The organism is Mycobacterium sp. NGS24, assembly GCF_059813065.1.
This window is the reverse complement of record NZ_JCALDW010000002.1, coordinates 195796-220555: the sequence shown is the minus strand read 5'-3', so window position 1 is coordinate 220555 and position 24760 is coordinate 195796. Positions and strand designations below refer to the sequence as shown.

Annotated in this window: 20 protein-coding genes and 1 tRNA gene; 4 read left to right on the top strand and 17 right to left on the bottom strand. The window is 61.7% G+C overall.

Features of this window, described 5'->3' with window-relative positions; genetic code table 11:
* Positions 1-29 precede the first annotated feature (29 nt).
* The 5 genes from cydB to AC5Y6Y_RS03960 all read right to left on the bottom strand — a co-directional run bounded on the left by cydB (position 30) and on the right by AC5Y6Y_RS03960 (position 5272).
* Positions 30-1070, bottom strand: a complete 1041-nt coding sequence (gene cydB / locus AC5Y6Y_RS03980; protein WP_499919111.1) for a cytochrome d ubiquinol oxidase subunit II — start codon at positions 1068-1070, stop codon at positions 30-32.
* A gap of 9 nt (positions 1071-1079) precedes the next feature.
* Positions 1080-2534: a cytochrome ubiquinol oxidase subunit I gene (locus tag AC5Y6Y_RS03975; RefSeq protein WP_463825221.1), complete on the bottom strand. Its 1455-nt coding sequence runs from the start codon at positions 2532-2534 to the stop codon at positions 1080-1082.
* A gap of 77 nt (positions 2535-2611) precedes the next feature.
* Entirely contained in the window at positions 2612-3217 is a 606-nt protein-coding gene (locus tag AC5Y6Y_RS03970; protein ID WP_463825458.1) for an HdeD family acid-resistance protein, read from the bottom strand.
* 30 nt (positions 3218-3247) lie between these two features.
* Entirely contained in the window at positions 3248-4573 is a 1326-nt protein-coding gene (locus tag AC5Y6Y_RS03965) for an adenylate/guanylate cyclase domain-containing protein (protein WP_463825222.1), read from the bottom strand.
* A gap of 123 nt (positions 4574-4696) precedes the next feature.
* Positions 4697-5272, bottom strand: coding sequence for a hypothetical protein (locus AC5Y6Y_RS03960; RefSeq protein ID WP_499919113.1), 576 nt, complete (start codon positions 5270-5272; stop codon positions 4697-4699).
* 431 nt (positions 5273-5703) lie between these two features.
* Here AC5Y6Y_RS03960 and AC5Y6Y_RS03955 point away from each other — a divergent pair, with 431 nt between their 5' ends.
* Positions 5704-6420 (top strand): hypothetical protein, encoded by a 717-nt coding sequence (locus tag AC5Y6Y_RS03955; protein ID WP_499919114.1) that lies wholly within the window; start codon positions 5704-5706, stop codon positions 6418-6420.
* 358 nt (positions 6421-6778) lie between these two features.
* Here AC5Y6Y_RS03955 and AC5Y6Y_RS03950 read toward each other — a convergent pair whose 3' ends face one another.
* The 6 genes from AC5Y6Y_RS03950 to AC5Y6Y_RS03925 form a co-directional block, all read right to left on the bottom strand.
* Positions 6779-7126 carry a hypothetical protein gene (locus AC5Y6Y_RS03950; protein ID WP_499919116.1) on the bottom strand — a complete coding sequence of 116 codons (348 nt, stop codon included), beginning with the start codon at positions 7124-7126 and terminating at the stop codon, positions 6779-6781.
* Between the two features lie 313 nt (positions 7127-7439).
* Positions 7440-8318: a phage major capsid protein gene (locus AC5Y6Y_RS03945; protein WP_499919117.1), complete on the bottom strand. Its 879-nt coding sequence runs from the start codon at positions 8316-8318 to the stop codon at positions 7440-7442.
* An 84-nt stretch (positions 8319-8402) separates the two neighbouring features.
* The gene (locus AC5Y6Y_RS03940) at positions 8403-8813 is read right to left on the bottom strand and encodes a hypothetical protein (protein WP_499919119.1); all 411 of its coding nucleotides are present in this window, start codon (positions 8811-8813) and stop codon (positions 8403-8405) included.
* Positions 8806-9399 (bottom strand): hypothetical protein, encoded by a 594-nt coding sequence (locus AC5Y6Y_RS03935; RefSeq protein WP_499919120.1) that lies wholly within the window; start codon positions 9397-9399, stop codon positions 8806-8808. The genes AC5Y6Y_RS03940 and AC5Y6Y_RS03935 overlap by 8 nt, the downstream gene beginning before the upstream one ends.
* Positions 9396-10769: a phage portal protein gene (locus tag AC5Y6Y_RS03930; RefSeq protein WP_499919122.1), complete on the bottom strand. Its 1374-nt coding sequence runs from the start codon at positions 10767-10769 to the stop codon at positions 9396-9398. Before AC5Y6Y_RS03930 ends, AC5Y6Y_RS03935 begins: the two co-directional genes overlap by 4 nt.
* An 11-nt stretch (positions 10770-10780) precedes the next feature.
* Positions 10781-12259 carry a terminase large subunit domain-containing protein gene (locus AC5Y6Y_RS03925; protein ID WP_499919123.1) on the bottom strand — a complete coding sequence of 493 codons (1479 nt, stop codon included), beginning with the start codon at positions 12257-12259 and terminating at the stop codon, positions 10781-10783.
* A gap of 16 nt (positions 12260-12275) precedes the next feature.
* Between AC5Y6Y_RS03925 and AC5Y6Y_RS03920 the strand changes: the two genes are divergently transcribed.
* Positions 12276-12692, top strand: a complete 417-nt coding sequence (locus tag AC5Y6Y_RS03920; protein WP_499919125.1) for a hypothetical protein — start codon at positions 12276-12278, stop codon at positions 12690-12692.
* 2489 nt (positions 12693-15181) lie between these two features.
* Here AC5Y6Y_RS03920 and AC5Y6Y_RS03915 read toward each other — a convergent pair.
* The 3 genes from AC5Y6Y_RS03915 to AC5Y6Y_RS03905 form a co-directional block, all read right to left on the bottom strand.
* Positions 15182-15379, bottom strand: coding sequence for a helix-turn-helix transcriptional regulator (locus AC5Y6Y_RS03915; RefSeq protein ID WP_499919127.1), 198 nt, complete (start codon positions 15377-15379; stop codon positions 15182-15184).
* Between the two features lie 132 nt (positions 15380-15511).
* The gene (locus tag AC5Y6Y_RS03910; RefSeq protein ID WP_499919128.1) at positions 15512-16840 is read right to left on the bottom strand and encodes a tyrosine-type recombinase/integrase; all 1329 of its coding nucleotides are present in this window, start codon (positions 16838-16840) and stop codon (positions 15512-15514) included.
* Between the two features lie 98 nt (positions 16841-16938).
* Positions 16939-17012 (bottom strand) — tRNA-Leu (locus AC5Y6Y_RS03905).
* A 75-nt stretch (positions 17013-17087) separates the two neighbouring features.
* On the opposite strand from AC5Y6Y_RS03905, the gene AC5Y6Y_RS03900 reads away from it, so the two are divergent.
* On the top strand, positions 17088-17705 hold the full coding sequence (locus AC5Y6Y_RS03900) for an ANTAR domain-containing response regulator (protein WP_463825224.1): 618 nt from the start codon (positions 17088-17090) through the stop codon (positions 17703-17705).
* Between the two features lie 102 nt (positions 17706-17807).
* Here AC5Y6Y_RS03900 and AC5Y6Y_RS03895 read toward each other — a convergent pair whose 3' ends face one another.
* Complete coding sequence (locus tag AC5Y6Y_RS03895) at positions 17808-19010, bottom strand: lipid-transfer protein (RefSeq protein WP_499919131.1); 1203 nt, start codon at positions 19008-19010, stop codon at positions 17808-17810.
* Positions 19007-19450 carry a Zn-ribbon domain-containing OB-fold protein gene (locus tag AC5Y6Y_RS03890; RefSeq protein WP_499919132.1) on the bottom strand — a complete coding sequence of 148 codons (444 nt, stop codon included), beginning with the start codon at positions 19448-19450 and terminating at the stop codon, positions 19007-19009. The genes AC5Y6Y_RS03895 and AC5Y6Y_RS03890 overlap by 4 nt, the downstream gene beginning before the upstream one ends.
* Before the next feature lie 51 nt (positions 19451-19501).
* Here AC5Y6Y_RS03890 and polA point away from each other — a divergent pair, with 51 nt between their 5' ends.
* The gene (gene polA / locus AC5Y6Y_RS03885; RefSeq protein ID WP_499919133.1) at positions 19502-22240 is read left to right on the top strand and encodes a DNA polymerase I; all 2739 of its coding nucleotides are present in this window, start codon (positions 19502-19504) and stop codon (positions 22238-22240) included.
* 468 nt (positions 22241-22708) lie between these two features.
* On the opposite strand, the gene AC5Y6Y_RS03880 is transcribed toward polA, so the two are convergent.
* Positions 22709-24676, bottom strand: coding sequence for a serine/threonine-protein kinase (locus tag AC5Y6Y_RS03880; RefSeq protein WP_499929414.1), 1968 nt, complete (start codon positions 24674-24676; stop codon positions 22709-22711).
* Positions 24677-24760: the final 84 nt, after the last annotated feature.

Sequence of the window (24760 nt, the reverse complement as noted above, 5' to 3'; positions counted from 1 at the left end):
GTCCAGTGGTCCCCGCGAACTCCTCGTGGTCAGGACGTTCGCCTCGTCAGGCCGATCGACGGAGGTATCCGGTCCACCGATATCCGTTGCCGGAAAACCCAATACGTCCAGGCCTGGTAGACGATGGTCAGCGGGGTCATGATCACTGTGACCCAGGTCATGATCTTGAGGGTGTAGTCGGTGGAGGACGCGTTGTAGATAGTGAGGTCCCACTGGCTGTTCAGCGTCGAGGGCACCAGGTTCGGGTACAGCGAGCCGAACAGCAGCACCACCACCGCGGCTACCACCAGCAGCGTGCTGACGAATGCCCAGCCGTCGGAGATGCGCCGCCACACCAGCAGCACTGCTGCCAACTGAGCGACGACCGCCACTGCCAGCACCGCCCACGTCCATTGCTTGCCGTGCGCCAACTGCGTCCAAACGCCAAATGCCGCAACCAGTATCGTCACCGGCAACGCCAACCACCGCCCGAATCGCAGGGCATCGTCGCGGATGTCACCGGAGGTCTTCAGCGAGACGAACACCGAACCGTAGAACATGAAGAGTCCGGCTGTGGCGAGCCCGCCCAGCAGGGTGTATGGGTTGAGCACGTCACCCACCGAGACATTGACCCGGCCGTCGGCGTCCACCGGCAGGCCGCGCACCAGGATCGCGAAGGCGGTACCCCACAAGACCGCAGGCAGCCAGGAGCCGACCGCGATGGCGAAGTCGGCCCAACCCCGCCATCTCGGGTCGTCGACCTTGCCGCGCCACTCGATGGCCACTACCCGAACGATCATGCCGAACAGAATCGCCAACAACGGCAGATAGAGGGTGGAGAAGACCGTGGCATACCAGCCCGGAAAGGCAGCGAACATCGCCGCGCCGGCGGTGATCAGCCACACCTCGTTGGCGTCCCACACCGGGCCGATGGTGTTCAGCGCCGCACGTCGGTGCGCCTCCCGATCGCCCTTGCCGACCCGCGCGAACGGGGCCATCAGCATGCCGACGCCGAAGTCGAAACCCTCGAGGATGAAGAAGCCCAGGAACAGCACCGCGATCAGGCCGAACCACACTTCTTGCAGATTCATCGTCAGCTCCTAGTAGGCGAACGACAGCGGCTTGACGTCGTCTTCCTCAACAGCGGGCGCCGCGGGTTCGGCGTCGTGTTCCAGCGGCCCTTCGACGATGTAGCGCTTCAGCAACCAGAACCAGACGACCGCGAGCACGGCGTAGATCAACGTGAATGTCGTCAACGAGGCGATGACCATGCCGGGCCCGTGGTGAGACACCCCGCTGGCCACGGTGAGGTGGACGTTCGGGTCGCCGGTGGGGTTGGGCACAACCAGCCAGGGCTGGCGACCCATCTCGGTGAAGACCCAGCCGGCGCTGTTGGCCAGGAACGGGGTAGGGATCGTCAGTAGGGCGAACCAGGCGAACCAGCGCTGACTCGGGATTCGTCCGCCGCGGGTCAACCACAACGCGAGCAGGGCGAACAGCACCGGGACCACCAACAGCCCGATCATCATGCGAAACGACCAGTAGGTGACGAACAGGTTCGGCCGGTAGTCATTGGGCCCGAACCGTTGCTGGTAGTCCTGCTGGATGTCGCGCACGCCCTGCAGCTTGACGCCCTCGAACTTGCCCTCGGCCAGGAACGGCAGCACGTAGGGCACCTCGATGACCCGCGTCAGGGCGTCGCAGTTGTTCTGTCGACCGACGGTCAGGATGGAGAAGTCCGGGTCGACCTCGGTGTCGCACAACGATTCGGCGGACGCCATCTTCATCGGCTGCTGCTGGAACATGAGCTTGCCCTGGTGGTCTCCGCTGAAGAACAGGGCGGCGGTGGCCAGCAGCACGACCCAGCACCCCAGCACGGTCGCGGGCCGGTACATGGCCCGGGTGCCCGGGTCGACCGTGCTGGTCTGCGACCGGACCAACCACCACGCGCTGACGGCGGCGACGAAGGTGCCCGCGGTGAGCAGGGCGCCGGCGACCGTGTGGCCGAACGCGACCAGCCCGGTGTTATTGGTGAGCAACGCCCCGATGTCGTTGAGCTCGGCGCGGTGCGTCGTCGGGTTGTAGTGCACACCCACCGGGTGCTGCATGAACGAGTTCGCGGTGATGATGAAGAACGCCGAGACGTTGACGCCGATCGCGACAATCCAGATGCACGCCAGATGCACCAGTCTGGGCAGCCGGGACCAGCCGAAGATCCACAACCCGATGAAGGTGGACTCGAAGAAGAAAGCGAGCAGTCCTTCCATCGCCAGCGGCGCGCCGAACACATCGCCGACAAACTTGGAATATTCGCTCCAGTTCATGCCGAACTGGAATTCCTGCACGATGCCGGTGGCCACGCCGATGGCGAAGTTGATCAGGAACAACTTGCCGAAGAACTTGGTCAGCCGGTACCAGGCGACGTTGTCGGTGACCACCCACGCCGTCTGCATGACGGCCAGCAGTGGAGCCAGTCCGATCGTCAGCGGCACGAAGATGAAGTGGTAGACGGTGGTGATACCGAACTGCCAGCGCGATATGTCGACGACATTCATCTGTCATCTCCCGGGGCTGCGGGGACAATCGAATAACTACGACAAACTGTAGTAGTTAGCGTGGGCCAACGCCAGCGTCACATCGGCTGGTGGAACCCGGTGTTGGTCTGTGAGGCCTTGCGGATGCCGAACGCCGACACCACTTCGAAAATGCCGATGACGATCAGGCAGATGCCCACGACGTACGCCAGGGTGATGATCGAGTCGAACGGCGACGCCATCACGATGAGGCCGGCGAGCAGGCTGACGATGCCGACGAAGATCGACCAGGCGCGCCCAGGGAGGCCCGGGTCGCTGATCGCCGAGACGGTGGTGGCGACCCCGCGGAAGATGAAACCGACGCCGACCCAGATGGCCAGCAGCAGCACCGCGTTGCCGAAATGGCGAAACGCCAGCACCGCAAGAATCACCGAGGCCGCGCCGCTGATGAAGAGCAGGATCCGACTGCCCGCCGTCACGTGCAGGCTGAAGGCGAACACCACCTGAGCGATACCGGTGATGAGCAGGTACGCGCCGAAGAAGATCGCGGCCACCAGGACGGTTTGCCCCGGCCAGGCGGCCACGGCAGCGCCCAGCGCGAGCGACAAGATGCCCGACAGGAGCGTCGACTTCCACAGGTGCGGCAACAAACTCGGGGCAGGCAGCGGGGCGGGGTGTGTTTCCATGCAACCAGTGTGGCGTATGGGGCTGTGCGGGTACAGAGTCTTCCGGCCTCAGACGTGAGCGGCGCGCGGATCCTCGGCCGGCACGTCGGCGGCTTCATCAACCGGCTTGCGGCCGACGAGGTACCAGGTGCGCATCACGCCTTTGCCCTTGACGTCGATATAGCCGCGCTCGCGCAGGATGAAATCGTCCTTCAGTCGTTCGTAGACCTCGTCGGGAACCTGGATCTGGCCCACCGAATCGGTGGACTCCATCCGCGACGCGACATTGACCGCGTCGCCCCACACGTCGTAGAAGAACCGGCGGGAACCCACCACGCCGGCCACCACCGGACCGGTGGCCAGGCCGACCCGCAGCGGCACCGAGCGGCCGTGCGGATCCTTCAGGGCGGCGGCGACGTCGGCCATGTCCAGTGCGAAGTCGGCCAGCGCGTGCACATGGTCGGGCCGGGGTCGCGGAACGCCGCTGACCACCATGTACGAGTCCCCGCTGACTTTGATCTTCTCCAGCTCGTACTTGTCCACCAACAGGTCGAAGGCACTGTAGAGACGGTCCAGGAACCGCACCAGGTCGGCCGGCGCCGTGCTGCTGGCCCGCTCGGTGAACCCGACGATGTCGGCGAACAGCACCGACGCCTCGTCGTACTTGTCCGCGATGACCCGGCGCTCGGGCTCCTTGAGCCGTTCGGCGATGCTGGCCGGCAGCATGTTGGCCAGCAGCGCTTCGGAACGTTCGTACTGTTCCTCCATGACGGCCTCGGCCCGGGCGGTGTCGCGTAGCGCGAAGAAGACCGTCGCGACGACCATCACGCATGCCGACACCGTGGTGACGACGAATCCGGTGGACTGCGCCCACGGCGGCTGCAGGCCGGTGTTCCGCGGGATGACGAACTCGGTCAAGATGACCAGCCCCGCACCGACCGCAGCCAGGAAACTTGCCAGCACGATGTGCTCGATGCCCAGCAGCAGCACCACCAGGCAGGACCCGACGATGAAAAACAGTTGGGCGCCCGAACCGGTGCCGACATCCCAGCAACTCGCCAGAACTGTCGCGTAGGCGGTGGTGATGAACGTCAGGGGCGCCACCAATTCGCCGAAGCGATGCAACATCGGGATGGCCGCAAAGATCAGCGCGGCGACGATGTTGATCGCGATGACCTGCCACAGCCAGGAGCCGATGAACAGCTGCACGGCGATGAAACTGACGCTGACCAGGACCGCCATCCAGGAGGTGATGCTGAGCACCCTGGCTCGGCGCGCGGCGGTGTCGGCGTAATGCTGACGTATGTCGCGGGTTTGCGAGCGGGCAGCCGCGACGCAGTCCGGCCGGCGGGCGTCTTTGCCGGCTGAGAGGACACCGCACTTCTTCGCGGCCACGTAGTTAGCCTAACGGTTGAGCTCGGATGACGGGCGATCCTGCCGTCGTGAGTGTTCCTCACCACAACATGCAAGTTCGCCACAAAAATTCCGCAGGCATTGCGGTAGTCGTGCCTGGTCGTTTCAGCTGTCGCCGAGGCGGGTGAGGTGCTGCGCTTCGGAGATGCAGATGTCGCGGTAGGCCTGCATGCCGTTGTCGGCGGCAATTCGTGGGACGCGAACAAGGTCCTCCCTGAGGCACTTGGCCGCATAACCCAGCACGGGTTGCGCTGACGGATCGGACGGGTAGCTGTCCATTCCGCGCTGCGCGATCAGATCTGCGATGTTGAAGAACGTCTGGGCTGCGTGAAACACGTTGGCGCCACCGGCATTCGGGTGCCCGGCTCGCACGGCATAAATAGTTGCCGTCAGCGCGTCATTCACTGCCGAGTGGTAGAAGGAGTAAGCCGGATCGTCTTCGTCGACCAGGCGACCCATCAGCTTCGACAGCGTCGCTCCGTCGTCATCGGGCGTCGCGGCCCACGCGGTGTGCAACGCGTCGAGTAGTACGTCGTGGTCTTCGACGGTCAATGTTCCCAGTGCATTCACCGCGACGATGACGGCGCGTTGCGCGCTGCCGATCGCGAAAAGCGCCTTCTCCCGGTCGGTGGCGCGTGCGGCGAAAGCTGTGATTTCAGCACCGGGGAAAGCAGTGGTCACGGCCCACCGCGCCGCTCCGGCACCGGGCCACCGCCGGGACAGCGCCGTGTCGTAGCAACACGGACGTCGTGGCAGGGATGGCTTGACCTGGTGATTTGCGGTGCCCTCGGTGAGATTCGAACTCACACTGTACGGGTTTTGAAATGGTCCTATATGTGCTGACCTGGGCTTTTGCCGATTTTGGGCAAAATGGGCACTCATGGAAATTTGCGGGAAAAATAGCCGCTGATCAGCCAATATAGGTTGTGTAACTATGGGTAGCCGTGGAACGCGGTGTAGCGCCCTGCGGACTGTGTGCGGACTGGCGACACGGTGCGGAGCGGCATAGCTTCGCCAGTTCGAATTGAGAATGACATCAGAGTGATTCCGGCGTACTCTGGGCATCTTCGCCTGGTGCCGATCATCCGGTGGAGTACCAGGAAGATCCCGCAATGAAGGTTGAACACCTATTCGTTCACACGCTGATCGACATGGATCGGAAGCTGAGGAACAACCCCAGCGAATACGACCTGTTGAAGGTCTCTGGTCTGCTGCGGTCCATCCTGCTGGACAAGCCGCCGCTTCTGGACACCGCGAGCGCCGCCGCCTCCGTTGTGCCGAAGTTCCGAGTCGTCAAGCCGGGACCAACTGCGATCCCTCCCGAGATCAAAAAGCAGATGGACGAGGCGTGGGCGAAACTCCACCAGACACGTCCTGAGATCAAGCGTGTGGATTGCGCCGTGGCCTTTCGCTATGACCTTATGACCGGCCAACTCAGCGAGATAGGTAATCCGGGCGACCAGGTGGTCGAGCTTTCGCGGGAAGACTTTCTTAAAGCCGATGTCGGCTTCGTGCTGAACGACTTTGCGTACTCCGTGGAGAGCATGCTGCGTGTCGCGGCGAACTCTCTCGGAGGGGTTCATAATGACGGAAAACCCAACCGCGACAGGCACGCTGAGGAACTTCGTCAGTACATGGAGAATGGAGGGGCGACGTGGTGTGGACGTACGATGCCCGCTGCCATGATCTTTGAAATTGCCCGCTGCACCCTGCGGGCCTGCGAGCCGATTGCCGACGAAATGGCCCGTCTGGGATTGTATTCCGCTGAGTCGAACGAGTGGGTGTGGTCGATACACGACGACGGGCGTGCCAGCGTCAGAACGTCCTGAGGCCAGACATGGTGATGCCCCCGCACCGGGTGACTAAGCCGATACGAGGGCACTTGGCACCAACCTCTATGTCTAGGCCGTGCCCCCGGCCTACTGTAAGTACCGGGTTGCTCTCTTAAAACCCCCCGCTACAACCCGGCCTGGAGAGGGTACCGGGGAACGGGGGGCATGCGTGTTAAGGGACGTACGGGAAATGGCAGGTGCCTTCTCACAACCCCTGTGGACCCGTACGCCACGTCTTTACTTGCTTTCCTTCTTCTCGGCTTCGCGAACCTCAAACTTTTCGCGTGCCGCCCTGCTCAACGCAGCGGTAGCGTAATACCTATCGTCAGTGTGCTGCTCAGTCATAATCGAATCCTTATGTGGTAGAACGAATCTCAACAAAATAGTAGCTGGGCTGGGTTCCGGTGAAAATGTTCTCACCGGTCCATAAACGATCAGAAGTCACCGCGTACCAGGTGCCGTCAACCGCCAGTCGGTCATGCTGCTGCACAACCACGCCGGAATCCTGCGACCATGGGACACCCAACAGCCCCTCAGTCGACACCAGGGCGGGAAAGTCACGGACAGGCTGGACGGACGGACCCGACAAACCGGCGCTCTGCCCGCCGACAATCACACCCACGACATCCCCGATATGGGAGCCGTCCAAATCGACGGGCTGACCTTTCCAGTCAAGCTCAGGGCGGTAAACCGCTGCAATCATGTTGCCTACCTTGCTGTTACGCGGTAACGATCAAGAGTTAGGCGTTCGCCCAGCGAAAAACCGTTCCAACCACCACGCCACGCAGCCGACTGAGGACCAACAGCCTCAGACATGTCAATCTGCCGTGGATGTGCGATCAAACGCGCTGCCGCAGTCAGGATTACCGAAGCCTGCTCCGAGTTCGGTTCCCAACCTGGACCGCCACGCACATACGCCCTGACGGCCATCGTGGCGATTGACAGCACTGCCTCACCCTGCTCAGCCGACACCGGACGATTGAGCAGAGCGGACAAGTCAGAAACAGTCGGAACCATTAGGCAGCGTCATACAAGCGAACGACACCGGCAGGGTTAGCGAAGCCGAATCCAACCCTTGAGGTAGCCCTCACGCGGACAGCATCATAGTCAAACGCATTCTCGCTGGAAGTGGTCACCGTAGTTCCAGTTCGCTGAATGATAAGGGTCTGCGAAGCGTCAATCCCCCAGGCGTTGCCTGCGGCCACGTCGGTGGACACAAGCACCTTGACCCCGGCCAAAGTCACCCCGTCGCCCACATTATCCAACAAACCCATATTCGAGCCGCTGGCCTGCTTAGCCTTCGACAAAGTCAACGCCACATCGGGAGCCAACAGGAAATGAGTGATGGTCGCACCATCGGCAAGAGATGCAGCCTTCGCCTCATGGAACGGGTCAAGCGAGGTCAAAGTCACTGTGCCGGTGTCGATCACGTTAATACCCGACAGGGACAGCAGACCTGAAGGACCGTTAGTCACAGTGTTACCAAAAAATGCGGCGTCGATCTTCTTCGCCACCGAACGCCCTAGAGCCTGACCCACCTGGTTAGCGACAGCCGGGTTAGAGTCCGCCGCAGCCTCATTCGAAATCTGAGTCAGACCGGCGACCTTCTTAGGGGTAATAACCAACTCGTCAGTAGACGGGTCAGTCAAACTGATCTGACTATTCTCCGCATACCAGCCGACTGCCGGATCTGCCGTCCACTTCGGGAATCGAATCGACTCGTTCGCGGTCTGAATGACGGTTCCGGCCTGGAAAGCGACCGACTTAGCGGCGATAACCAGATCAATGAGCTTGCCGTAATCCTCAGGGGTAAAAGCGGCAGCCAAATTGCTGTTAAGTACAGCCATGATGAATGTCCTTAAATGACAGAATTTTTCACTCTGCCACCAGGACATGAGTCTAAAGTGAGCGCCAGGCTCAAAAGGGTGAATAGCGTTGGTACCAGACCAATTGCGCTATATCTATAGTTTGTACTCTGATTATGCGCGTAGCAGCGCCGAAAAGTCAGCCGGTACCGAATTCTCAGCACGGTTACCCTGATTCACATCACCGCGAACAGCGCGTGACTTCAGGTGCGGTCGCTGCTCAAGCAGGGAATCAATGGAAGCCGCCAACGCCTCAGGGTCCTCAAGGTGTTCCTCGGCGAACACAAGGTCAGCGGGGTCAGCCAAACGACCTGTAGCCCTTACCAACTCAGTGTGTAGGCGCTGGGCGTAGTCCTCAGCTTTCTTCGCGCGAGTGCGGTACTTGGCGATGTCAGCGCGCAAGGATTCAACGTAGGGGCGATCAAAGGTGTCGGGTTCGTCGGTGGTCTCGTCGTGCTCGCCGGACTCTTCCGGGTCAATCTCTTCCATCGCCTCTTCGGGCTTCTCGTCTTTCTTCTTACCCACGGCGCAATCTCCTAGTAAATCCGGTACTCTGAATGTTCTTCACCAACACAATTCGCGGCTGACAATTACAGCCCTTATGAGACTGAAATGGATGCTGTTTCGGCCAAACCCTGCCGCCGCGACTCCACCACTGGCACAACTGGCAAGGGTCAGCGTCCATCTGGCGCACCCAACCCTCAACCAAAGGGTGAGCGATCATCGCTTCGGTGACAGTCTTTTGCGCGACCTCTAGCGGCTCACAGCGGGCCAAACGTGCCAGGCGCACATCCTCAGGCGTGGCATCAGTCGGCGGCTCAACCAAGATCGTCTCAGCGGCCTTCAACAACCGCTCGGAGTGATCCACCGGCAAAATCCCGATAGACGGTGTCGCTTCTCCGATGGCTTCTTCGATGGCCTGAGACACGTACAGATCACCCAAGCCGGTAGCCCTCGCGTTGGCCCGGTTCACCACCAAGGCAATCGCGGTGATGGCGTCAGCGGTAGACAGTGTTCCCGCGACGATTCCGGCGTAGATACCGGCCATGTCACGCTCGGTGCTGGACGCTAAATCCTCGGTGCTGGCCTGGAAGTCCTCTACTGCGCTCACGCTGCCGATTCCTGAGGCTCAGGGCCACTCTGCGGCACGTTCGGAGTAATGGTAGGGCGAAGGGCTACCCCCTGAGAATCAAGGCTCTCAGCACGCATTGCAGCCCGATCCGCCAAGATTTCCGACTCATCCCAACCCAGCATCGACAGAGCAGAACTACGACTGATCAACTTGGCTGCGTACAACTTCGTAATTCCATCTGCCTCGACACCGAACGAATTGACCCCGAAGTCACGCCACACCACGCGGACATCGACATCAGACACGCTGACACCGGGATTCTTGATAGCCCAGGTCAATTTAGCTACCTGTTCCCAGGATCGACCAAAGACCGCTCCGCGACTCTGCGCCTTCGCCTCAAGACTCTGAGAAGCAGCACGCAGGCTATCCGCCGAAACTGGCTGATCACTGAGGATTCCAAGGGCCGAAGCTGGAAGACTTGAAACTGCCTGAATGGCGGAAAGCCAGATCCGTACCGCAGCCTCAAAACCGCTAAGGTCACTGGCGGTCAACTGCCCAAACTCCGCTTCACTCGATTCCGCAATGTGCATACGATTCGTCGGCGGAAATGGATTTTCGACAGACATCACCGGAGCGCCGTTGCCATCCAACACCGGGCTACCGTCGTCATTCAAAACCGGCTTCTCCGTCAGTGCTACGCCGGTCGCGTACTGAGTCTGGCGTGCCGAGTATGCCTGAGCAATCGCCAGGTCTGCCAGAGCCAAAGACAGCCCATCGACCAAATCAACCAAATCGTCAAGCTCAGAATGGCTTTCGAAGCGGTCCATGTTCTGAAAACACACCACGGGCACAGTCTGCAACGGGTTGTCCAACGTCTCATACACCCGGAAGTCCTGCGCAACCTTCGCCCCGGCGTGAAGGGCACGCAACTTAAAAATCTTGTCCGGAGTGAAAACAACGGCTTCGGTCGACGTGTCGGTTTCGTACCTTTTGATCGCGGCAGTAATTTCCCTCGTGCCAAAATCGCGCACACAAGCCATCGACCAACTGGATTCCACGGTCAGGAACGGTTTGCCATTGCGCTGCCACACGATAACCCAGGCTTCACCGAGAGTGAGAACCTCACGGTGTACCACGTCCTGCAACATATCGAAATCGTTACGGATCCAATCATCCCAAACGTCAACGCCTTTGAAGCCGCGTACCGACAGCCTCTCGGCAATCGAACCTACGCATAGCCGGGGAATATTCACTGCCAAACGGGACAAACGGTTACCCAACAGTTCCCGCTGCTCCTGACTCAAAAAGCCATTCTGCTGATTCCCCGAATAGTACGACTCCAAAAACGCATACCGCGCGATGGGCTTATCAACCTCAGCCAAGAGGCTCTGAAGCAAGTCATTATCCATATTTGGTGTCCCTATTTGAAACTGTAAGTGCGAGAACGCTTCCGATGAGTCGCCAACCACGTGGCGCGAGAATGAGCCATCACCATGCACGAGCAAAGGTCAATCTTCGGGGCATTACGACGGCGGGAAGTCTTACCGATCTTCAGACCACCATCAGGGGTTTCCACCACGGTCGCGGCCAGGACGTGACGGCTAAGTGTTTCATTTCCGTTGTGGGTCATCTTCCCGTTGGTGGCAGCCGAATAGAGGTCAGTCGTCGCCTTGGTTACACGCGCTGGCGACCAGGGGAATTCACTCACCGTAAGACCCTCAGCGGCGAGAATCTGCGCGGTCCTGTTCCATCTGAACGGATCCATCACCAATTCCTTTACAGCCCACCGCGACTGAGCAAGCCGAATCTCGTCCTCTACTTCAACCACATTCACCCGGTAACCCGGCGTGCCATCCGATACCCAAACCCGAAGCGGCATAAAGTGCGGGCAGGGTGACACCGTCGCCAACAGCAACGCCGTAGCATCCGCGCTCGCACCACCGAACGAACCATCAAGCGCCAGAACCACTTCGGTACCATCAGGAATCTGTTCACCTGTGGACAGATCACGCCACACATCAGCCGGGATGAACGGGTTCTCATTCTCGGGGATGAACTGGCACAGCCGTGCCCTACGAAATGCGCCTTCGGTGGTCTTGGGAGGCAACAGGGCCACCATTGCCGACTCATTCAAGAAATCCCCGAGAGCCGGATTCGCCAGCGCCCAACAGTGACGGCAATCAACGGGATGGTCCCTGAACTCATCAGCCGAGAACTCACGCCATACAAACGTCTCGTCCTCAGGGTGATCCTGACCGTACTGCCGCAAGTCCAGCAGCACCGAATCATCCGTAGCACTCGGCGTGCCGATGCCCACCACAGTGGCGTTATCCACCTTGCCGAGACCCAACAGAAGTGTCGTCCACGTATCCCGTGAAATGACGCCAATCTCATCCGCTACAGCGAGCGAGAAGTTTCCCAATCCCTCAAGCCTCTTCGCCTCAGCCGGGAGAGCGGTAAACGTAGACCTGCGTCCCGGTACCTCAAGGCGATCCCTGAAAACCACACAGCGAGAGGACAACTCAGGCGACAACGCAACCATGGTTGCAGCAGTCTCAAACAGCAGATGAGCCTGACGCTCATCGACGGCCACGCACACAAGCTGGTTTCCCTCAGGCCCGCAGAACAACTCATACAGCATCCAACCGGCCATCAACGCCGTCTTGCCGGAACCACGAGGGAGCATGAAACCCGCAATCGACGGGCGCACTACCGGGTCCATCACCGACGACATCAGATCCGACTGCCACGGACGCAGGTAAAGCGGCTGACCGACACCCTTACCCTTCGGCACCACCAGATACTCAGCACAAAACCAAGCAAATTGTTTGGTCGGTGTGACAGCACTCTGAAGCGGCAAGACTGATAGGTCTGCTTCCTTTTTCGGACCACGCTGCACGATCTATCCTCAATCCATGACAAATCCGCTCGATGAAAAAGAGTTCGCCGACCTCCAGCAACGATTTAGTCAGATGGGTTATCAGATGGACCAATTGCGGATCGGCTATGTGGTTAATCGTCTTGACGACTCCGTCTGGGCGCGTTACTTCACCAACGCTGAGCAGCTTCGGCTGTTTGAGCAGCATCTGCAACGCTCGTCAACATGGCAGCTAGACCTGGAGCACGGGCACGTTCACGTGGACCGAAAAGGCAATCCGCCCATGGTCATACCCAATGATGGGAGCAAGCCATTCAGCATCACCCATCCGTTGATCAATGGGTATTCAGGAACTGTCCCGCCTGGCGATCACTACCGGTATGCCGAACAGCTATTCGTGTCATCCGCCAGTCAGTCACCGCCATTGGGAGGCGCATGGCACAAGGTTGTCTGACCAGTCATACGAATTAGTTTGTCCCTGCGCCTTAGCGACGGCGTCCAGCGTGTCGGCTAAGACCCCTACCCCCCTGGCCTGCAGTTATGCGACAACAGCAAACCGCCTGACCTCGGCTTTTCACCGCACGGCACCGGCTCTGACCTGCGCTAATGGTGATTGCGCGGGTGGCGTGGCGATATGTGCTGGTCGCGGCTAGTGTCGGGTCGCGGGAACGCAAACGTCGCAGGTGATCTCAGCAAACCTCAGTCAGTGCGGGTGACGGCGTGTCCACGTGCGGGTCCGCGCTTGACGTTGCACAGATGGCAGACCACTTCAGCGTCGATACCTGGACGGATAGGCAAGCCCTGCGCCTTGCGTTCCCACGCGCTGGATAGGTGATCAAGTTCTAGCGGTGCCTCAGCGTCCGTTGTGCCGCAGTCGGTGCAGAACCTCTGCCTTGCCCTGCCGGTGCGCGAGAGACGCTGCCAGGACGCGTTATAGCCGCGTTGGGTGGCTGAGGGACGGTGACGCTTGATCCTGTGCTCAGGGCATCGGCTGTCGGGTGTCAGTTCACCGCATAGGGAGCCGTCGTTTAGAACACCGAGACAGGGCTTGAGGACACCGGCAGTCATGCCCCGTTGTGGTGCGCCTGAACGGTGCGACGTAGTTCTTCGCCAAACCGCTTGGTCGCATCTCGAATGAACGCCTCATCGTCGGACGGGTCGGCGGGCACAGTCCAGTCGACCATCGTGCTATACGAGTCGTTTCCACGCCGTTCGGTTTCGATACGACCTGCAACTTCAGTCATGCTGTGCCCCTGTAAGTTTCGTGTCAAGACGGTTGCGCAGAATGTGCGCTAGGTCGGTCGGTAGTTTGATGATGGTCACCGGTTCGGCGGATCCGCAGTCCAAGACCAGGTCATAGATGGCCGATCCCTCTGCGCCTAACACGTGCAGGCTGTGGGGGTTCACTTCGACAGTCGGCGGGGTAGAGCGCACACGGCGGACAGGGTTCGGTTCAAAGGCGCTCACGCCGAAACCTTCCGACGTTCACTCAAGTCACGGTGTGCGAATAGCAGATCACGCCAATCATTTGGCACTGCAACGCAGTAGTCACCAGTGAAGTCAGCGCAGCCGCGATGGTGGATCGCCCAATGCTTGCCGTTCTCGCGGGTGGTATGGATGTAACCCGTACCTGGGCTAACGGGCGTTAGGCACGTTTCGCAGATGTAGACGGTCATAGTTGCTCCTACGCCCTGACGGGCTTCATGTTCCAGCTTTCTTCGCATCGTTGACGCTCGTGTGTTCCGCACAGACCTGAGTTGAAGATTGCTGGTGACGGGCAGCGCAGGCAAGATGCCGTGATAGTTGCTGGTTGCTTCTGTGGCTGACTTCTACGGGCCTGCGGTGCGGACGGCTTACGAAAGCGAATGCCAGGAGTAGAAGAGATTTCAGCGACAGTCATCGTTCGGAGCTTCCGCGTGTGGTCGGAGTGCACACCGCAGCCGTCAAAACCTAAGTGCTCACACCCCCAACAACCGCTCGACTGACGCTCGCTCGTGAGGGCAGCCAGGTCCACATTCTGAGCTACGTAAGTGAGAGCGCCGTTAGGCTCATGCCGCATCGCATACCAGTGATTGCGTTTCGAGTTCCTGACTTCGTATCGTTCGACGCCGTTGACGTAGATTCCGGGTGCCGGTAGATCCTTCAGGCTGACGCTCAACTGTTGCTCCTGATTCCCTTGTCCTGGCCTTTTGTTTTGGCGACTACCTGCGCGCTTCTGTGAGTGCCTTTGCTGATCCGGTTCATTTTCTGGAAAGGATTGTTATGGATTGATTTCTGTTTCTCAGGTCGGGGACGGCACCTTGTTACCGGTGAGGAAGAACGCAAGGAGAGGATTGGTTGAGGGTGAACTGCTTGCAGGTCAGCCGATCAGGGGTTCGGGGACGGGTAGTCCCTGAGTTCGGATGAGCAATCGGATTTCGCCTGACGGCTCATGCAGCTTCCCGATTTTGGATATACCTCTGTCATGGCAGGAATACCACGACGCCGCGCTGACGCCAGAGTGTTGTATCCGATCCCCAACCGGCCCATGCGAATTAGCTTCGAGGTTTCCGGTCAGCGGCTCTTGGGAAGGGCGCGGAGGCCTTTAACGCGGCCAGCGGTGCGGTTGGCTTCGGTCATCGCGACGATGCTCCTACACCCATGTGTGACTGCGAGTTTTACTGCTTTGTGCTATCGACGCTTACGCGGGTAGCGACCCGTGCGTGTGTACCTGGCACGGGCGAGAAGTTCGGTTTGAATTGAGGGAACATCAACGTCGGCCCAAAGTGGGCGTTTGGTCAAATTCTTGTCGATCATTTTCTTTTCCCTCTATAATAATTGTCTCACGTAAATCTGCTTTAACTATGCTTTTCGGCTGCTTATTTGTTAAGGATTTGATAAGAATTCCTATTGTTTGGGCCTCGGTTTTGGAATTCTTAATTTGATAGAATTGCGGTTTCGCATTTATCGGACACCGCCGCGCGCGCTCTTAGCCTCTTCAGCTTCCAACCACGCCATAACATCGGAACGGTGATAACGAACCCTACGACCGATTTTCACGGAGCGAGGACCCTGGTCCATTGCGCGGTACCAGGTCAGGGTCGCAATGGGGACGCCGGTCAACTCTGACGCTTCGGTAGTGTCAACATAATCGTGAGACACTTTGCCTGCCTTGATATCTCGCAGTGCGGCGAGACGCTACGCCTGGGGGCAATTTAGCCCCTAGTCATTCGCTAAACCTCCAAGGCTTGTAAACGGCGTGTCCACTGATTTTAGCACGCGTGGCACTAAGACTTATTTGTCTTGACCTGCGGAAATAGCCTTATCCATCGCTGCGGCGAGGTTGTCGAAATCGTCGGGCAACATGTGGCTGTAGACGTTCATCGTCGTTGTGGCGTTCCGGTGCCCCAGCAGCTTCTGCACGGTGACCACCGACGCACCTTCGCTCAAAGCCAGAGAACCCGCCGTATGCCTCAACGTCTGCGGTGTAACGCCGTCTAAGCCCAGCTTCGCTACCGCCTTATCAAACCGCACGCGAAACCACCCAACCGTCATAGCGCCACCGTCAGGGCCGGGAAACAGGTGCTCTGATTGATCGCGTCCCCGCACAGCCTCGCGAAGTTCATCTAGACATGCCGCCGTCAAGATGGGCACCGACCGGCGCTGGTGGGTTTTGGTATCACCTTCAACGCGCCCCTTGCCCCGAACGCCCGTAATCCCCTTAGAGACTGCTACACGGCGCTTCTTCAGGTCTACGTCAGCTACCCGGAGCGCGGCGGCTTCACCAAACCTGAGGCCGGAATAGGCCAGAAACCTAACCATTGCGGCCAGGGATGTCAGCGAAGGCCGGGTATCGCTGCGTTGCCGAACCGGTGCGCTGGCCGTCTCATCCGCAAGCTGCCGAACCTGATCATGCGTTAAGGCCAACTCTTTGCTTTGCGGTTTGCTCGGTAACCCGATGTCGTCGGCGGGATTCGTGGCGAGGTATCCGGAACGGATGGCGTAGGCAAAGACTTGGTGCACAACTTGATGGGTTTGGATCACACGCGCGGGGGACAGGCCGGTCTGTATCGCTTCGCCGTCTCTATCGCGCTTGGCGTGCTTGCGTGCTGCCGGGTCGGTGCCCAGCCACGTAACCCAGTCTTGCAACCGTTCGTGATCAATGTCGCGAAGCTTCTCGCCTTCCCATTTTGGCAAGATCACGACATCAAGTAAGCCTCGGTACCCGGCCACAGTTTTTGGTGCTCGGGCGGCTTCTTTGGTCCGTATCCACGCTTCAGCGACGGTCCCGAAGGTGATTGATGAACGTCGCGGATCGGTGTAGGTGCCGGTGTTGAGCGCCGTCGTGGTGCCGTCGATATGGCGTTGAGCGTCGTTCCGCCTGTGGAATGCGTTGGTTCTCTCCTGGCCGTTGTGGTCAACCCATCGCGCGAGCCACCGCTTGCCTTGCCCGTGCCGCAGTGTGCACACCATCGTTCCGGGCATCTTGGCGTGCTTCGGGTCAACGCACCACGTCGGTCCAGCGGACTTGTCAGCAGGCCAGTGAACTTGCTCACCGCGTCTTGCTGGCCGGTGCCAGCGGTCCTCTACACCTGCACGAATGCTGCGTTTCGGGGTGCTCATATGCGGATCGTAGCGGAATCCTGCGGACTGTCTGCGGACTGTAACCAAAATCTTGCGTGGTGCACTCCACAAAAACTGCTTTGAACTGGTGTTTTCTGTGCCCTCGGTGAGATTCGAACTCACACTGTACGGGTTTTGAATCCGTTTCCTCTGCCAGTTGGGATACGAGGGCTTGGCGTCCGGCCTCCTACCTTAAATGAGGCACCCCGAGTTCCTGTTCGCAGCCGCCCACGACACAATGTTCGTCATGACGGGCCCCACCACCGACGCCGCCGCCGCTCCGCCGCGTCGGGTCCTGATCGCGGAAGACGAAGCGCTCATCCGCATGGACCTGGCTGAGATGCTGCGAGAGGAGGGGTACGACATTGTCGGCGAGGCCGGTGACGGTCAGGAGGCCGTCGAGCTGGCCGAGCAGCACAAGCCCGACCTGGTGATCATGGACGTCAAGATGCCTCGCCGCGACGGGATCGACGCGGCCACGGAGATCGCCAGCAAACGCATCGCGCCGATCGTGGTGCTGACCGCTTTCAGCCAGCGTGATCTGGTCGAACGCGCACGCGACGCCGGCGCGATGGCCTACCTGGTGAAGCCGTTCACCGCCAGCGACCTGATTCCGGCGATCGAGCTGGCGATGAGCCGGTACAGCGAACTCACCGCACTGGAACGTGAAGTGGCCACGCTGTCCGATCGTCTCGAGACCCGCAAGCTGATCGAGCGCGCCAAGGGTCTGCTGCAGGTCAAGCAGGGGATGACGGAGCCGGAAGCCTTCAAGTGGATTCAGCGTGCCGCCATGGACCGTCGGACGTCGATGAAACGGGTCGCCGAAGTGGTGCTGGAAACCCTGGACACCCCGAAAGACGCCTGATTCTCACCGCGCGAGGGTCGAGCGTCCTCAGATGTGCGCTAAAAGGGCTCTGGGAGTGCGCTTTTGGGGCCGCTCGCGGCCAAAAGGCTGTGCCCGCGCGAGTTAGAGCGCGACGATCACCGACGAGCCGTGGCCGAACAGCCCCTGGTTCGCGGTGACGCCCACCCGCGCGTTCTCCACCTGCCGGCCGGTCGCCTGACCCCGCAGCTGCCAGGTGAGCTCGCAGACCTGGGCGATCGCCTGCGCGGGGATGGCCTCGCCGAAGCACGCCAGCCCGCCTGAGGGGTTCACCGGTACCCGGCCGCCTAGCGCTGTCGCCCCGGACCGCAGCAGCGCCTCGGCCTCGCCTCGACCGCACAACCCCAAGTGCTCGTACCAGTCGAGTTCCAGCGCGGTGGACAGGTCGTAGACCTCGGCCATGCTCACGTCCTCGGGCCCGATGCCGGCTTCGGCGTAGGCGGCGTCCAGGATCTGGTCCTTGAACACCCGCTCGGGTGCGGCCACCACCGCGGTGGAATCTGTTGCGATGTCGGGTAATTCGGGTAGATGCTGCGGGTACTGCGGGGTCACCGTGCTGACCGCGCGCACCGACGGGACGCCGTCCAGCGAGCCCAGATGCTTGCGGGCGAAGTCTGCACTCGCCACGATCAGCGCTGCCGCGCCGTCGGAGGTGGCACAGATGTCCAACTGCCGCAACGGATCTGACACCACCGGGCTGGCCAGCACGTCCTCCACCGACGACTCCTTGCGGTAGCGGGCGTTCGGGTTCTGCAGGCCGTGTCGAGAGTTTTTGACTTTCACCTGGGCGAAGTCCTCGGACGTCGCGCCGTAGAGGTCCATTCGGCGTCGCGCGAGCAGCGCGAAGTACACCGGGTTCATCGCGCCGATCAGGTGGAAGCGCTGCCAGTCGGGGTCGTTCTTGCGCTCACCGCCGACGGGTGCGAACGCGCCTTTGGGGGTGGTGTCGGCGCCGATCACCAGCGCGACGTCGCAGAACCCGGCCAGGATGTGGGCGCGGGCGCTCTGCAGCGCTTGGGAACCGGACGCGCAGGCCGCATACGACGACGACACCGGCACACCGTTCCAGCCCAGCTTCTGCGCGAACGTCGACCCGGCGATGAAGCCTGGGTACCCGTTGCGGATGGTGTCCGCGCCGGCCACCAACTGGATCTGCCGCCAGTCCAGCCCCGCTTCAGCCAGCGCCGCCCTAGCGGCGACCACGCCGTACTCGGTGAAATCGCGGCCCCATTTGCCCCACGGGTGCATGCCGGCGCCGAGGATGTAGAGCGGTTCCGGGGTGCTCATGGCGCAATCCTCCAGGCGTGCACGATCCGTTCGACGCCGTCGGCATCGGTGAACAGCGTCATGGTGGCCAGCTCCATGTCCATGCCGACCTTCAGGTCGGCGGCGAGCGTGCCCTCGACGACCTTGCCCAGCACGATCAACCCCTCGTCGGCCAGTTCGACCGCGGCGATCGCAAATGGCTCGAACTCGGGCGGCGCCGGGTAGGGCGCCGGCGGCGGGTACCGGTTCTCGGTGTAACTCCACAGTTTTCCGCGCCGCGACAGGGCGACGGACTCCAGGCTGTCGCTATCACACGCCGGATTGGGGCAGTTGTTCTCCCGCGGCGGGAACACGTAAGTGCCGCAGTCGGGGCATTTGCTGCCGGTCAGGTACGGGCGGTCGGCGTCGTCGGTGGCGAACCATCCATCGATCGCCGGTTCTTGGCTGGTGACCTCGGGCACCCGCCAAGACTACCAAGCGCTTGTTTGGGAGCGCCAGGTGCGTCAGACCCGATGCCTAGAGTGAGACCCGTGCCCGTCGCGACCAAGCAAGCAGCCAAGCCGATAGAACAAGTCAAGCCGACCCTGATGCTGCTCGACGGCAACTCGCTGGCGTTCCGCGCGTTCTACGCGCTGCCGGCGGAGAACTTCAAGACCCGCGGTGGGCTGACCACCAATGCGGTCTATGGCTTCACCGCCATGCTGATCAACCTGCTGCGCGATGAAGCGCCCACGCACATTGCCGCCGCGTTTGACGTGTCGAGGCAGACCTTCCGTTCCGAGCGCTACCCGGAATACAAGGCCAACCGGTCCTCGACCCCCGACGAGTTCCACGGTCAGATCGACATCACCAAGGAGGTGTTGGGCGCACTCGGGATCACGGTGCTGGCCGAACCCGGGTTCGAAGCCGATGACATCATCGCCACGCTGGCCACCCAGGCCGAGGGTGAGGGTTACCGGGTGCTGGTGGTTACCGGCGACCGGGACTCGCTGCAACTGGTCAGTCCCGACGTGACCGTGCTCTACCCGCGCAAAGGCGTGAGCGAACTGACCCGCTTCACCCCGGACGCCGTCGTCGAGAAATACGGCCTCACTCCCACGCAGTACCCGGACTTCGCCGCCCTGCGCGGCGATCCCAGCGACAACCTGCCCGGCATACCCGGAGTGGGGGAGAAGACCGCGTCGAAATGGATCATCGAGTACGGCTCGCTGCAATCGCTGGTTGACAAGGTCGATACCGTGCGCGGCAAGGTCGGCGACGCGCTGCGGGCGCATGTCGCAAACGTCGTCCTGAACCGGGAACTCACCGAACTGGTCCGCGACGTGCCGCTCGCACAAACCCCGGACACGCTGCGACTGCAACCCTGGGACCGCGACCAGATCCACCGGATCTTCGACGACCTGGAGTTCCGGGTCCTGCGCGATCGGTTGTTCGACACGCTGGCCGCCGTCGAACCAGAGGTCGACGAGGGGTTCGACGTGCGCGGCGGTGCGCTAGAGCCCGGGACCATCGCCCGGTGGCTCAGCGACCACGTCAGCGACGGGCGCCGGTCCGGCCTGACGGTCGTGGGCACCCACCTGCCGCACGGGGGTGATGCCACCGCGCTGGCCATCGCCGCCGCCGACGGCGACGGCGCCTATATCGACACCGCCACGGTCACCCCGGAGGACGACGCGGCGCTGTCCGCGTGGTTGGCCGATGCGGACAAGCCCAAAGCCCTGCATGAGGCGAAGTTGGCCATTCACGACCTGACCGGGCGCGGCTGGACGCTGAGCGGCGTCACCTCCGACACCGCGCTGGCCGCCTACCTGGTGCGGCCCGGGCAGCGCAGCTTCACTCTCGACGATCTCTCGCTGCGCTACCTGCGCCGCGAGCTGCGCGCGGAAACCACTGAGCAACAACAACTTTCGTTGCTCGACGATGTCGAGGGCACCGACGAGCAGTCCGTTCAGACCACTATTCTGCGGGCCCGAGCGGTCATCGACCTGGCCGACGCGTTGGACACCGAGCTGGACCGCATCGACTCCACCGCACTGTTGGGTGAGATGGAGCTGCCGGTGCAGCAGGTGCTGGCTGGCATGGAAAGCGTCGGCATCGCCGTCGACCTCGACAAGTTGACCGAACTGCAGAGCCACTTCGCCGACCAGATCCGCGACGCCGCCGAGGCCGCCTACGCCGTGATCGGCAAGCAGATCAACCTGGGCTCGCCCAAGCAGCTGCAGGTGGTGTTGTTCGACGAGCTGGGCATGCCCAAAACCAAACGCACCAAGACCGGCTACACCACGGATGCCGACGCGCTGCAGTCGTTGTTCGACAAGACCGGCCACCCGTTCCTGCAACATCTGCTGACCCATCGCGACGTCACCCGACTGAAGGTCACCGTCGACGGACTACTCAACTCGGTGGCTGCCGACGGCCGCATCCACACCACGTTCAACCAGACCATCGCCGCGACCGGCCGGCTCTCGTCCACCGAACCGAACCTGCAGAACATCCCGATCCGCACCGACGCCGGGCGGCAGATCCGCGACGCCTTCATCGTCGGGTCCGGTTACGCCGAGCTGATGACCGCCGACTACAGCCAGATCGAGATGCGGATCATGGCGCACTTGTCCCGCGATGACGGCCTGATCGAAGCGTTCAACACCGGTGAGGACCTGCACTCCTTCGTCGCCTCCCGCGCGTTCGGGGTCCCGATCGACGAGGTCACCGCCGAGCTGCGCCGCCGGGTCAAGGCCATGTCCTACGGCCTGGCCTACGGGCTGAGCGCCTACGGGCTGGCCGCGCAGCTCAAGATCTCCACCGAAGAAGCCAAGGAGCAGATGGACCAGTATTTCGCCCGGTTCGGCGGAATCCGGGACTACCTGTTCGCGGTCGTCGAGCAGGCCCGCAAGGACGGTTACACCTCGACTGTGCTGGGTCGGCGGCGTTACCTGCCCGAGCTGGACAGCAGCAACCGCCAGGTCCGGGAAGCCGCCGAGCGGGCGGCGCTCAACGCACCGATCCAGGGCAGCGCGGCCGACATCATCAAGGTCGCGATGATCGAAGTCGACAAAGCGATCAAAGAGGCCGAGCTGACGTCGCGCATGCTGCTGCAAGTTCACGACGAGCTGCTCATCGAGATCGCCCCCGGAGAGCGGGAGCAGGTGGAAAAATTGGTCCGGGACAAGATGGGCGGCGCCTACCCGCTGGATGTCCCGCTCGAGGTGTCGGTGGGCTACGGCCGCAGCTGGGACGCTGCAGCCCATTGAGCTCGTTCGGGTATCTCGTTTGAACGGGCACCACGCATCCGTTGTGACTGTCCAGAGAGCGAGGTGTACCGCGTGCCAAATCATCGCCCCATCCCAAGGCCTTGTTGTTGGCGGTCGCCGCACTGCTGATTTGGGCCCCGTGCGCCGGCGCCGACCCCGACGATGGGGGCGACCCCGGGTCGCCCGGCTTGCCTGCGCCGGGTGCGCCGGGTGCGCCTGGCCTGCCAACCCAGCAGTATCCCAGCGGCAGCAACACCAACGGCTGACAAGTCCTCATGAACGGCGTTCCGCACTGCATGCATTACGGCGAGCAGGTACCGGCCGGAGTGGTTGTTCAGAACGTAGATCCCTCAGGTATCTCTCACCCCTGCTGAACGGCCCACGACCCTGGCCGAATGTGGGGGTGTCAAGGAATTTCGTGCCGATCGCGCCCAACAACTCGACGTTCCGAGTGTGCGACCCCGCGTGCTACCGCCGAGTGATCACCGACATGGTGTTGTCGCCGCTGTTGGTGATGTAGGCGGTGTGCGTGGTGGGGTCGACGGCGACGCCGCTCGGGCCTTTGCCGACGTGGACGGTGGTCTTGACGGTGTTGTTGCTGGTGTCGACCACCGACACGGTGTCATCACTGAAGTTGGTGGCGTAGGCGGTGTGGGTGGCGGGGTCTACCGCGACACCTTTCGGGACCTTCCCGACAGCGATGGTGGCGGTGACGGTGTTGGTGGTGCTGCTGATGACTAAGACGTTGCCGTCGTTGCCGTTGGCCACGTAGACGATGTCGGTGGTGGGGTCGACCGCGACGTCGTATGCGAAGTTGGTGCCGCGGATGGTGGTGGCGACCGTGTTGGTGGTGGTGTTTATCACCGACATGACGACCGAAAAGTAGTTCGCGACGTAGGCGAAATGAGTGGTGGGGTCGACTGCAACACCGGTCGGGTGGTTGCTGACGGGGATGGTAGCGGTGACGGTGTCGGTGGTGGTGTCGATCACCGAGACGGTTTCGCTCGCGCTGTTCGCGGTGTACACGATGTGGGTCGAGGGGTCCAGCGCAATACCGGTCGGTTGTCTGCCGACCGGGATCGTCCTGACGACAGTGTTGGTGGTGGTGTTGAGCACCAGCACCGTGTCGTCCTCGCCGTCAGTGATGTAGGCGGTGTGCGTGGTGGGGTCGACGGCGACGCCGCTCGGGTGTTTGCCGACGTGGACGGTGGTCTTGACCGTGTTATTCGTGGTATCGATCACCGACACGGTCCCGTCGCCGTAGTTGGTGGCGTAGGCGCTCTGCGTCGATGGGTCCACCGCGACTTTGTTCGGGTTCCTGCCGACCGGGATGGTGGGAGTAACCGTCGATGGTTTGGCAGCGGTGGCGGTCGGGCGAGTGTCGCGTCCACTGGCATTCCACGTGAACCAGGCGATCGCGCCCAGACCGAGCGCCACTGTGATGGTGAGCGCGATGATCAATGGCCGCCGCGAGGTCCTGGATGTTGGCAAGTGCGCGCCGGCGGTGGGGGAACGGTGAGTTTCCGGGTCGACGGTGGCGGGGGAGTCCCAGGGACGCGTGGACGCGGCCACGGAGGCGGTGCGCGGTGCGGCCGTTGCTGGTGGGGTGAGTGCCGCGCGGGCGGCCGCTGCCAGTGCCCCGGCGGTCGAGAAACGTTGTTCGGGGTCGATGGCCATTCCAGTACCGATGACCGCATCGAACGCCGCCGGAATGTCCGGTGCGGCATTGCTGGGTTGCGGGCGTGGCGCCTGGACATGGGCGAACATCTGTTGCTCGAGACTGATGTCGGGAAACGGCTTAGCTCCGGTCAGGCATTCATGCAACACGCAGGCCAGGGCGTAGATGTCAGCGCGGTGGTCGACGGTGCCGGTGGTGAAGCGTTCCGGGGCCATGTAGGGCAGGGTGCCGACCACAGCGCCGGGTTGGGTGAACTGGGTTTCGCCTGGGCCGCGCGCGATGCCGAAGTCGATGAGATAGGTAAAATTCTTCGCGGTGAGCAGCAAATTGGCGGGTTTGACGTCGCGGTGCACCAACCCGGCATCGTGGGCCGCATCGAGGCCGGCGGCGGCCTGCTCGACAATGCTGACCGCCCGTTCCGGAGACAACCGTCCTTGACGGGCCAGCAGGGTGGCCACGTCAGTGCCGTCGATCAATTGCATCGCGATGAATAGCTGGCCCTCGATCTGGCCCGAGTCGTAGATGGGCACCACATGCGGTTCGCCGAGCCCGGCGGCAATGCGGGCTTCACGGCGGAACCGTTGTTCGAAGGTGGGGTCGGTGCTGGCCTGCTGTGGCAGCACCTTGATCGCTACCTGACGGTGCAGCTCGGTATCAAAGGCGCGGTATACCTGTCCCATGCCGCCCGCGCCGAGCAGCCCGCGCAGCCGGTAGCGGCCGAATACTTCGTCCACACCCCAGCCCTTCCGCCGCTGCATCGGCCTGCGCGTGGTTGCACACGCGCGCCGGGCAACGGGCCACCGTGAGCCCCTATGCACGCTGCGCGTACCTAAACTAGCCGA